Annotated in this window: 10 protein-coding genes; 5 read left to right on the top strand and 5 right to left on the bottom strand. The window is 73.9% G+C overall.

The window, feature by feature from the left end:
* The first annotated feature begins 671 nt into the window (after positions 1–671).
* The 3 genes from IRQ30_RS22810 (at position 672) to IRQ30_RS22800 (ending at position 3,060) form a co-directional block, all read left to right on the top strand.
* Positions 672–890 carry a hypothetical protein gene (locus tag IRQ30_RS22810; protein WP_193615116.1) on the top strand — a complete coding sequence of 73 codons (219 nt, stop codon included), beginning with the start codon at positions 672–674 and terminating at the stop codon, positions 888–890.
* Between the two features lie 114 nt (positions 891–1,004).
* A complete protein-coding gene (locus IRQ30_RS22805; RefSeq protein ID WP_193615115.1) occupies positions 1,005–1,919 on the top strand; it encodes an alpha/beta fold hydrolase in 915 nt (304 codons plus the stop codon).
* A gap of 1 nt (position 1,920) precedes the next feature.
* Positions 1,921–3,060, top strand: coding sequence for a PQQ-dependent sugar dehydrogenase (locus tag IRQ30_RS22800; protein WP_338089831.1), 1,140 nt, complete (start codon positions 1,921–1,923; stop codon positions 3,058–3,060).
* An 18-nt stretch (positions 3,061–3,078) separates the two neighbouring features.
* Here IRQ30_RS22800 and IRQ30_RS22795 read toward each other — a convergent pair whose 3' ends face one another.
* Positions 3,079–4,107, bottom strand: a complete 1,029-nt coding sequence (locus IRQ30_RS22795; RefSeq protein WP_227468005.1) for a LacI family DNA-binding transcriptional regulator — start codon at positions 4,105–4,107, stop codon at positions 3,079–3,081.
* A gap of 30 nt (positions 4,108–4,137) precedes the next feature.
* Between IRQ30_RS22795 and IRQ30_RS22790 the strand changes: the two genes are divergently transcribed.
* Complete coding sequence (locus tag IRQ30_RS22790; protein WP_193615114.1) at positions 4,138–5,343, top strand: MFS transporter; 1,206 nt, start codon at positions 4,138–4,140, stop codon at positions 5,341–5,343.
* On the opposite strand, the gene IRQ30_RS22785 is transcribed toward IRQ30_RS22790, so the two are convergent.
* The gene (locus IRQ30_RS22785; protein ID WP_193615113.1) at positions 5,325–6,023 is read right to left on the bottom strand and encodes a TetR family transcriptional regulator; all 699 of its coding nucleotides are present in this window, start codon (positions 6,021–6,023) and stop codon (positions 5,325–5,327) included. The genes IRQ30_RS22790 and IRQ30_RS22785 overlap by 19 nt on opposite strands.
* 97 nt (positions 6,024–6,120) lie before the next feature.
* Between IRQ30_RS22785 and IRQ30_RS22780 the strand changes: the two genes are divergently transcribed.
* The gene (locus tag IRQ30_RS22780) at positions 6,121–7,548 is read left to right on the top strand and encodes an MFS transporter (protein WP_193615112.1); all 1,428 of its coding nucleotides are present in this window, start codon (positions 6,121–6,123) and stop codon (positions 7,546–7,548) included.
* Positions 7,549–7,556: 8 nt separating this feature from the next.
* Here IRQ30_RS22780 and IRQ30_RS22775 read toward each other — a convergent pair whose 3' ends face one another.
* From IRQ30_RS22775 to IRQ30_RS22765, 3 genes are all read right to left on the bottom strand, one after another.
* Positions 7,557–8,456: an NAD-dependent epimerase/dehydratase family protein gene (locus IRQ30_RS22775; RefSeq protein WP_193615111.1), complete on the bottom strand. Its 900-nt coding sequence runs from the start codon at positions 8,454–8,456 to the stop codon at positions 7,557–7,559.
* A 28-nt stretch (positions 8,457–8,484) separates the two neighbouring features.
* The gene (locus IRQ30_RS22770) at positions 8,485–9,204 is read right to left on the bottom strand and encodes an ECF transporter S component (RefSeq protein ID WP_227468006.1); all 720 of its coding nucleotides are present in this window, start codon (positions 9,202–9,204) and stop codon (positions 8,485–8,487) included.
* A gap of 68 nt (positions 9,205–9,272) precedes the next feature.
* On the bottom strand, positions 9,273–10,083 hold an 811-nt coding region (locus tag IRQ30_RS22765), incomplete at its 5' end, for an ATP-binding cassette domain-containing protein (RefSeq protein WP_193615109.1).

Genomic DNA, 10,083 nt, shown 5'->3' with positions numbered 1-10,083 from the left:
AGCTTCGCCCGCTTCGCGGCGCCCTTCGGGCGTCCTTGACTCCGAGCCTCTCCCGGGCTGCTGGGACGGCGCACGGGCGGCGGCGGCTTCGCCGCGCCGCCCGCAAACAGCGCGGGCCCCGCCGATCGGTCACCCACGTCGGCAGTTCGAGCCCGACGCCGACGTCTCCACGCTTGGCCGGCCCGGTGTGGTGACCAACTGCCGACGCTGAGTGTCGGTCGTCGCACCACCAGTCACACCAGCCCCAGAAGCCTCATCAGCCGGGGGGTGCCGCGCAATTGCGCGGGCGGCGCGGGCGAAGCCCGTGTCGCCCCGTGCGCCGTCAAGCCGGTCGAGAGAGGCTCCGGGTCAAGGACGCCCGAAGGGCGCCGCGAAGCGGGCGCCGAAGGCGATCCTTGAGCCGGAGACGCGACCGGCTAAGCGCGCGGCACCCCAGTCCGGCCCCGAGGAGTCAGCCAGAGGTGCAGGGGTCTCGACGGCCACTCGTCGCTGGCGCTCCTCACTGCTCGACCACCGGTGCGCTGGGGCGGGGTGCTTTCGAGGCTCGCTGCGGTCGCACCTCAACCACCGTGGGCGGGTGAGTTCACCTCGATGTCACGTGGCGGAGACGCCCTCGTCGCACCCGGGTCCTAGCGTCGACCGCACGCCGCCAGCCGTTCTCGGGAGTCGCCATGCAGGTCTCGATCGCTCCGCCCGCCGTCCTCGGAGCCGCGCGCGGACGCCTGCACCGGTGGTCGGTCGAGTCCCAGCAGCGGGCGCGGCGCAACGCCATGGTGGCCGCGACCGAGTGCGCGCAGCGGCGCGCCGAGCGCGAGGAGGTCGACGACTTCTTCGCCGCGCTCCGGGCGCCGAGGGCCGACGACACCGCGCGCCGCACGGCGCACGCCTGACCACTCCTCTCCGCCGGGCTCACCGGGCTTCCCCGCCCTCCCTCCCCGGTGAGCCCGGCGTCTCCACTGCCTTCGTGCCCCGGTCGGCAACCCGGGCTGGGGCACAATCTGTCCATGCCGACCCCCGCAGCGCGGACGACGAGCGCGACGAACCTGACGTTCCACGACGTCCTCTCCGACGACGGGACCGTGCTGCGCGCGTGGACCAACGACTGCGACGGGCTGGCCGAGGGGCCCACCGTGGTGCTCTGCAACGGCCTCGGGACCAGTGCGCACGCCTGGCCGGCGCTGCTGCGGCCCGACTGCGGCGTGCGGATCGTGTCCTGGAACCACCGGGGCACCGGCGGGTCCCAGCGCCCTGCGGACCCGAGCCACGTCGAGATCGAGCACTTCGTCGAGGACGGGCTCTCGGTCATGGACCACTTCGGCATCGACCGGGCCGTGCTGATGGGCTGGTCGATGGGCGTCAACACGATGTTCGAGATGGCGGTGCGGCACCCCGAGCGCGTGCGCGGCCTCTTCGCCGTCGCGGGGGTGCCCGGCGACACCTTCGCCACCATGCTCGGGCCGCTGCGCCTGCCGCGCCCGCTTGTCCGGCTGCTGAGCGTCAGCCTCACCCGCGCGCTGCTGCTCGGCAGCTTCGCCCTGACGCCGGTGGCGTCGCGGCTGCCGATCGGACCGCGCGCCATCGCCGCGCTGAGCCACACCGGCTTCATGCTCCCGGTGGCCGACGCCGAGCTCGCCGCGACGGCCGTGCGCGAGTTCCTCACGACCCCGATCGGCTGGTACATGCGGCTGGCCCTCAGCACCTCGCGGCACTCCCGCGTCTCCCTCAGCCAGGTGAGCGTGCCGTGCGCCTTCGTCGCCGGCCGGTACGACGTGCTGGCCGGCGCCCGGGACATGGCGACGGCCGCCGAGCGGCTCGACGACGCGACGTTCGACGAGATCCGCGGCACGCACTTCATCCAGATGGAGCAGCCCGAGCAGGTGCACGGGCTGCTGCTCGACTTCCTCGCGAAGGTGGGCTGACGTGCGGCTGCTGACGGCGACCATCGCCGCGGGCGCGCTCCTGCTCGCCGGCTGCGGGCAGGACGACGACGAGCGCGAGACGACCGGCAACGCCACCGAGTCGGCCGAGGCGACACCCTCGGCCACCCCGTCCACGCCCGCCTCCCCGGCTCCCACGCCGGCCGAGCCCGCAGGCCCGCCCGAGGTGGTCGAGGAGATCGCCACCGGTCTCGAGGCGCCGTGGGGGCTGGCGTTCCTCCCGAACGGCGACGCGCTCGTCACCGAGCGCGACACGCGCCGGCTGCTGCGGATCAGCGGGCCCGACCACGCCGTCACGGAGATCGCCACCATCGACTCGGCCGCGCCGGAGGGCGAGGCCGGGCTGCTGGGCGTCGCCGTGTCCCCGACGTTCGCCGAGGACTCGCTGGTCTACCTCTACGTCACGACCGCGGAGGACAACCGGGTCGTGCGGGCTCCCCTCAGCGGCGACCGCCTCGGCGACCAGGAGCCTATGCTCACCGGCATCCCCAACGGCTTCATCCACGACGGCGGGCGCCTGCAGTTCGGACCGGACGGCTACCTGTACGTCTCCACCGGCGAGATCGGCGAGGGGCCGCTGGCCCAGGAGCGCGACGGGCTCGCCGGCAAGGTCCTGCGGATCACCCCGGACGGCCAGCCCGCGCCCGGGAACCCGTTCGACACCCCCGTCTGGTCCTGGGGCCACCGCAACGTCCAGGGCCTGGCCTTCGACGACGCCGGGACGCTGTGGGCCTCGGAGTTCGGGCAGGACGAGTTCGACGAGCTCAACCGCATCGACGCCGGCGCCAACTACGGCTGGCCCGAGGTCGAGGGCGAGGGGGGCGCGGACCAGGGCTTCACCGACCCGCAGCAGGTCTGGAACCCCGACGACTCCTCCCCCTCCGGGCTGGCCTACCTCGACGGCCACCTCTGGATGGCCGCGCTCAAGGGCGAGCGGCTGTGGCGCGTGCGCGTCGACGGGCGCCGCGCGGTCGAGCCCGAGGGCTTCTTCATCGGCGAGTACGGCCGGGTGCGCACGGTCGCGGCCGCGCCCGACGGCGGGCTCTGGGTGATGACCAGCAACCGCGACGGCCGCGGCTCCCCCGGCGAGGACGACGACAAGATCCTGCTCGTCCAGCCCTGACCCGGACCCTGACCCGCGTCAGCCCTTGGTCGACGCCCGGGTGACGACGCGCCAGTCGTCCCCGTGGTCGGCGACCTGTCCTCCGAGGGCGGCGGCGGCGCAGGACGCCCCCTGGGCCCGCATGTCCTGGGCGACGGTGGTGAGGCCGCGCTGCTGCGCGAGGTGGGAGTCGTCCCATCCGCTGACGCGCAGCGACGGCGAGGTGGCGCGGATGGCGCCCACCGCCAGCCGGTCGCTCATCGCGGCCACCCCGTCGAGGCTCGGGTCCTGGGCCAGCAGCTGCGACGTGACGGCCTCGGCGTCGGCCTCGTCGTTGCCGCTGCACACGCCCACCGGTACGGCGGACCAGTCCAGACCGAGGTCGCGCGCGGCGTCGCGGTAGCCGGCGAGCCGGTCGCGGGTGACCGGGTAGGGGACCGCGTCCGGGTCGAGGCCGCGCGCCACGAACGTCTCGCGGAGCCGGTCGACGGGCATGCTCAGCACGGCCGGGTGACGCACGCCCGACCAGACCTCGGTGGCGACGGCGCGCGCCGCCGCCCGGTTGTCGATGCTGACCAGGGACGTGCCCTCACGCTCGGGCCCGCCGTGGACGACCACCGGACGACGGGTGCTCACGGCGGCCTCGAGGACCGGGTCGTCGGCCGTGGTCGTCCAGGCGACGTAGGCGTCGACGGCCGCGGAGACGACGCGGGTCGGGTCCTCCTCCCCCGTGCCCGTCGGCACGATGAGCAGGCCGTAGCCGCGCTCGGCGCAGACCTCGGCCACGCCGGCCAGGAAGGCGACGGCCTGGGCGTCGTCGAAGGCGTAGGTGAGGTGCTCGCCCAGCACGACCCCGAGGGTGCGGGTGGCGCCGTAGCGCAGCGAGCGGGCGCTGGGGTCGGGACCCGCGTAGCCGAGCGCGGTGGCCGCATCGAGCACCCTCGCCCGGCTCTCGCGAGAGACGCGCTCGGGTCGGTTGTAGGTGTAGGAGACCGTCATCGGCGACACCCCCGCGGCGCGGGCGACCTCGGTCATGGTGACCCGGCGGGGTGAGGCGGGGGTTTGCATGGCTCGATCCTAGATGTGTAGCGTTACACAGTGCCCACTCCCACCGCGTCGACCTCGCCCCGAGCCCCTGCCGCCACCTTCGTGCGCGGCGGCCCCACCGTGCTGTCGTACGCCGCCCTGCTCTGCTTCGCCTTCTGGGTCTACGGCTACGGCCCGGCACTCTCGCTCCTGCGCGACGAGCTGCACTTCTCCTACACGATGCTGGGCGTCTACACCGCTGCCTGGTCCGCGGGCACCGTCGTGACGGGGCTGCTCTTCCCCACGATCGCCCGCAGGCTCCCCCGGGCCACCCTCCTGTGGGGCTCGGCGCTGCTGGCCGTGGCCGGCCTGGTGCTCTTCGTGCTCGGCCGGGGCGTCGCCACGACCCTGGCCGGCGGCGCCGTGCTCGGCGTCGGCGGCACGATGCTGCTCACCGCGATCCAGTCACTGCTCTCCGACACCCACGGCGAGCAGCGCGACCGCGCCCTCGTGGAGGCCAACATCGGCGCCGCCCTGTGCGCCGTCGCCGCGCCTCTCGCGCTCGGCGCCATGGCGGGGGGGCCGGCCGGCTGGCGTACGGCGTTCGCCCTCCCGGCCCTTGCGCTCCTCGCCCTGTTCGTCCGCTTCCGGCGGCTGCCGCTCCCGCCGGCCTCACGCGTCGAGTCCGGTCGGCCCGGACCCCTGCCGGCGGCCTGCTGGCTCTACGCCGGACTGGCGGCGGCCAGCATGGCGGTGGAGTTCTGCCTGGCCTACTTCGGCACCGAGGAGCTCAAGGACACCGGCCTCACCACGAGCGCCGCCGTGCTCGCGATGAGCAGCCACTACGTCGGCCTGCTCGTCGGCCGGGTCGCCGGCTCGGTCGCGACGCGCCGCCCCGGTCGCACGACCCGCCTGCTGTGGGCGTCGTTGGCAGCCACCGCCGTCGGCTTCGGCCTGTTCTGGCTCGCACCGGCGATCTGGGTGGCGGTGGTCGGGCTCTTCGTCGCCGGACTGGGGATCGCCAACCTCTACCCGCTCGCGGTGGCCCTCAGCCTCGCCGCCGCGCCCGGCCGCGAGGACCAGGCCAACTCCCGCTCCCAGCTGCTCGGCGGGATCCTGGTCGTCACGGCGCCGTACCTCCTGGGCAGGCTCGCCGACAGCGTCGGCCTCACCTGGGCGTTCACCATCGAGCCGGTGCTGATCGCGCTCTGCGTGCTGCTGCTCGTCGCCGGACGGCGGGCCGAGCGCAGCACTGCGTCTCAGGCCGAGGGCGCCTGACCGCGGAAGCCGGCCATGATCGTGTCCAGCCCGAAGTCCAGCCACTGGTCGGAGGCGACGCAGTCGGTGAGCGTGGCGGCCGATTCGATGATGTGCGGGTAGCGCTTGGGTGAGAGCGCCTGGAGGGCCGCCCACTTCCGGCGGACCTGCTGCTCGCGCTCCTCCTCGCTCGCGCCGATGCTCAGGCCCGGCATGTCGGCCACGATGCTCGTCATCGTCAGCAGGGCGTACGTCGCCAGCTGGGAGGTGCGCTCGGCCGAGAAGCCGCCCTCCCGCAGCAGCGCGAGCACCCGCTCGGCCACGTCGCGGCCGGGGTCACTGATGAGCATCCGGGTCTTGACCAGCGAGGCGACCGCCGGATGGGCGGCGAGCCCCTCCAGCAGCGCCGCCAGCTCGGCGCGCAGCCGCTCGTCCCACGGCGCCGACCCGTCGTGCGCCGGCGCGCGCACGTCGGCCATCAGCGCCTCGACGACGCCGTCGAGCAGCGCGTCCTTGTCCTTGAAGTGCCAGTAGAGCGCCATCGGCGTGACCCCGAGGGTCGTGGCCAGCCGGCGCACCGTCAGCGCCTCGATGCCCTCGGTGTCGGCCAGCTCCATGGCCGCCCGGGCCACGGCCTCGCGGCTCAGGCGCTCCTTGGTGGACCCGGTCGAGGGGCCCGCGGATCCGGTCTTGGTCGCCATGCTTGACAACTATACACCGTACATGTTCCGCTGTTCACTGTAGATGTACGGCGTACAGGTACGCCGTCCAGTGAATCGCTATCGGAAGGTCATGCTCATGCGGAAGAGTCCTTGGGGGACGTTGGCGGTGCTGGCGCTCGCCCAGTTCATGGTGGTGCTGGACGTGACGATCGTGAACGTCGCGCTGCCCGAGATGCAGGTGGACCTCGGCTTCAGCCAGGACAACCTGCAGTGGGTGATCAGCGCCTACACCCTGGCCTTCGGCGGCTTCCTGCTCCTGGGCGGGCGCCTCGCCGACGTGCTGGGGCGGCGCCGGGTGTTCCTGGTCGGGCTGTCGCTGTTCACGGTCGCCTCCCTGGTCGGTGGGCTGGCGACGTCCCAGTGGTTCCTGATCGCGGCCCGCGGGGTCCAGGGCCTCGGTGGGGCGCTGCTGTCGGCCGCGGCGCTGTCCATCCTCACCGTCACCTACGCCGCCGGGCGCGAGCGCAACATCGCCATGGGCATCTGGGGCGGTCTGGCCGGGCTCGGCGGCACGCTCGGCGTGGTGGCGGGCGGGATCCTGGTCGACGCGGTGGGCTGGGAATGGGTCTTCTTCGTCAACGTGCCGATCGGCCTGGCGCTGCTGGCGCTCACCACCTCGACCGTCGCCGACAGCCGCGTCGTCAGCGACGGACCGCGGGCCTTCGACCTGACGGGCGCCGTGCTCGGCACGGGCGCCGTGCTGGCGATCATCTTCGGCGTCATCCGCTCCGAGCCGCTCGGCTGGGGCTCGGCCGAGGTGATCGGCTCCCTCGTCGCCGGCGTGTCGCTGCTGGCGCTGTTCCTGGTGGTCGAGGCCCGCTCGGCGGCCCCGCTCGTGCCGCTGCGACTCTTCCGCTCGCGCAGCCTGAGCGGCTCGACGCTCGTGCTCGCGCTCAACGGCGGCGCGTTCCTGGCGATGTTCTTCCTCAGCGCGATCTTCCTCCAGCAGGGCAAGGGGCTGTCCGCCCTGGAGACCGGCCTGCAGTTCCTGCCGATGGGCGTCGCCGCGATCGCCGGCGCGATGGTGGCCACGCAGCTGCTCCCCCGCTTCGGCACCCGTCCGGTGCAGGTCGTCTCGGCGCTCGTCGGCCTCGCCGGGCTGCTGCTGCTCACCCGCGCCACCGCGGACGGCTCCTACGTGACCGAGCTGCTCCCGGGCTTCGTCCTCTACGGCGTCGGCATCATGGGCGTCGGCGTGCCAGCGCAGATCAGCGCACTCTCGGAGATCGCCCACGAGGACGCCGGCGCCGCCTCCGGCATCATCAACACCGGCTACCAGGTGGGCGGCGCGCTCGGGCTCGCCGTCGTCTCCAGCCTGGCGACCTCCGCCGTGACGTCCTCGCTCACGAGCGGCGCCGCTCCGCAGGCGGCCCTGGTCGACGGCTTCCAGCGAGGACTGCTCGCGACGGCGGTGCTGGGCCTGGCGATCCTCGTGCTGGCCGCCGTGTCGCGGCAGCTGCTGCCGACGCCCGAGGAGCTGGCCGACCTCGCGGTCGCCGCCTGAGCCCCGCGTCAGCCGGCGCCGGGGTCCGCGAGCTCGTCACGCCAGGAGTGGGTCGGGTCGAAGCCGACGAGGTCGCGCGCCTTGTCGATGGCGTAGAACGTCTCGTCCCGGCCCATCTCCCGGCGCACCTCGACCCCGGCGTAGAAGCGCTCCCGGATCTCCTGGGTGGTCGCCGCCACCGACATGTCGGCGTTGGCGACGTTGAAGACCTCGTAGCCCAGGCCGTCGGTCTCCAGGCAGCGCTGCACCATCTGGCCCAGGTCGCGGGTGTCGATGTAGGCGAACAGGTTCCGGCGGCGCGGCGACGGGTCCTCGAGGAAGCGCGGGAACAGCTCGGCGTACTCGTGGGGCTCGATGACGTTGTTGATCCGCAGCCCGTAGACGTCGGCGCCCGTGCGGGCCTGGAACGAGCGGGCCGTCTCCTCACCGGCCACCTTCGACATCGCGTAGGCGTCCTCGGGGACCGTCGGGTGCTCCTCGTCGACCGGGACGTAGAGCGGGCGGTGCTCCCCCTGCGCGAAGCACACGCCGTAGGTGGTCTCGGAGGAGGCGAACACGACCTTGCGCACGCCCAGCCGGGTGGCGGCCTCCAGCACGTGGAAGGTGCTCAGGACGTTGGTGGCGTACGTCGCCGCGTCCGAGGTCAGGGCGATGCGCGGCACGGCGGCGAAGTGGACCACGGCGTCGTAGCGAGGCGCCTCCGGCAGCTCCAGCTCGTCGAGCGTCGCGAGGCCGGCGAGCGCCGAGTAGACCTCGCCGGCGTCGGTGAGGTCGACGCGGAGGTCGGCGACGTCCGGGTGCCCCAGGGGCACGAGGTCGGCGTTGGTGACGTGGTGGCCGAGGTCGGCGAGGTAAGGCGCGACGTGTCGGCCGGCCTTCCCGCTGCCGCCGGTGAAGAAGATGCGCATCGCGCCCCGTACCCGCCGGCGCCCCGGGCTACTCGGCCGTGACGGTCGCCCGCTTGGCGGCCCGGCGCAGGGTCGTGAGGATCGCCGGGCCGAGCACCACGATCGCCACGACGTTGGTGATGGCGCGGCCGGTGTCGAAGCTGCCGGTGGACGTGATCAGCGTGTACTTCAGGAACGTCGCCAGGTTGTCGGCGAGCGGGGCGCCCGGCACGTAGGACAGCGAGCCCTCGTGGCCGGGCACCTGCACGCCCAGGAGGAAGGGCCACCCCGAGAGGTTCATCAGCAGCCCGAAGACGTACGCCGCCAGCACGCCGTAGACCGCGAGCATCGCGATCTCCGCGCGACCGGTCACCCGTCGCGGCAGGAGCCCGGCGCCCATGCCGATCCAGGCCGACACGATCATCTGGAACGGCAGCCACGGCCCGACCCCCGCGGTCATCAGGGCCGAGGCGAACAGCGACGTGCAGCCGAGCACGAACCCGAAGCCCGCGCCGAAGACCCGCCCCCCGAGGATCAGCAGGAAGAACACGAGCTCGACGCCGGCCGTGCCCGCCGAGACGGTGCGCAGGATGGCGTTGACGGCGCTGAGCACGCCCAGGACCGCCAGCACGCGCGCATCCATGCCGCCCTCGCTCAGCTCGGCGAGGACCACCGCCACGACGATCGGCAGCAGGGCCAGGAAGAGGAACGGCGGGTCGACGCGGGTGTCCTCGGAGACCCGCAGCAGCAGGGGCCAGCAGAGCATCATCAGGCCGGCGACGGACGCGACCCCCAGGACCGCGGCGGAGCGCAGCGAGACCGGGACGGCGGGCGCGCTCACGGCGTCCCCAGGGCGGCGACGACCTCGTCGACCCGCAGCCAGGGCGCGCCGAGCACCTTGGTGACCTGCGGGGCGAAGGCCGGGGACTCGGCGACCACCCGGCGCGCGGGACCGGCCGAGACCACCTCGCCCTCGGCCATGACGACCACGTCGTCGGCGGCCAGGGCGGTGAACTCCACGTCGTGGGTGGCCACCAGCACCGCGTGACCGTCGTCCGCGAGGCCGCGCAGCATCGTCGCCAGCGAGCCCTTCGCGGCGTAGTCGAGCCCGCGCGTCGGCTCGTCGAGCAGCACGACGTGCGGGCGGGCGACGAGCACCAGCGCCAGGGCCAGGGCCAGTCGCTGCCCCTCGGAGAGGTCACGCGGGTGAGCGTCGCCGGGGATGCCGGGCACCAGGCGGTCGAGGATCTCGCGGGTGCCCTCGCCGCCGGCGGCGCACTCCTCGTCGACGGTCTCCAGGTAGAGCAGGTCCGCCGAGGTCTGCGGGAGCAGCCCGACGACGGCGCGGCGCTCGGCCGGCTCCAGCCGGGCGGGGTCGGCGCCACCGACGACGACCGACCCGTGCTGGCGCCGTCCGCTCCCCTGCAGCGCCCACAGCAGCGAGGACTTGCCCGAGCCGTTGCGTCCCATCAGGGACGTGACCCGCCCCGTCCCGAGCGTGAGGTCGAGCTCGCGCACGGCCACCGTGCGGCCGTGGCTCACCGTCACGCCGCGCGCCGTCAGCAGCGGCGCCGACGAGTCGGCCGGGTCCGCCGCGGGCGGGGCCAGGTCGAGGCCGCGCGCGGCGCGCCGCGCCTCCCGCACGGTC

The sequence above is a fragment of the Nocardioides lijunqiniae genome, assembly GCF_015024225.1.
GTDB classification, from domain to species: Bacteria; Actinomycetota; Actinomycetes; order Propionibacteriales; family Nocardioidaceae; genus Nocardioides; species Nocardioides lijunqiniae.
The sequence above is the reverse complement of the archived record's forward strand: the minus strand, read 5'-3'. Positions and strand labels throughout refer to the sequence as shown.

Excerpts from the sequence above, each read along its gene's own strand:
- IRQ30_RS22810 (WP_193615116.1), top strand. The coding sequence starts at position 672 with ATGCAGGTCTCGATCGCTCCGCCCGCCGTCCTCGGAGCCGCGCGCGGA.
- IRQ30_RS22785 (WP_193615113.1), bottom strand. The coding sequence starts at position 6,023 with ATGGCGACCAAGACCGGATCCGCGGGCCCCTCGACCGGGTCCACCAAG.
- IRQ30_RS22780 (WP_193615112.1), top strand. The coding sequence starts at position 6,121 with ATGCGGAAGAGTCCTTGGGGGACGTTGGCGGTGCTGGCGCTCGCCCAG.
- IRQ30_RS22775 (WP_193615111.1), bottom strand. The coding sequence starts at position 8,456 with ATGCGCATCTTCTTCACCGGCGGCAGCGGGAAGGCCGGCCGACACGTC.
- IRQ30_RS22795 (WP_227468005.1), bottom strand. The coding sequence starts at position 4,107 with ATGCAAACCCCCGCCTCACCCCGCCGGGTCACCATGACCGAGGTCGCC.
- IRQ30_RS22770 (WP_227468006.1), bottom strand. The coding sequence starts at position 9,204 with ATGATGCTCTGCTGGCCCCTGCTGCTGCGGGTCTCCGAGGACACCCGC.
- IRQ30_RS22805 (WP_193615115.1), top strand. The coding sequence starts at position 1,005 with ATGCCGACCCCCGCAGCGCGGACGACGAGCGCGACGAACCTGACGTTC.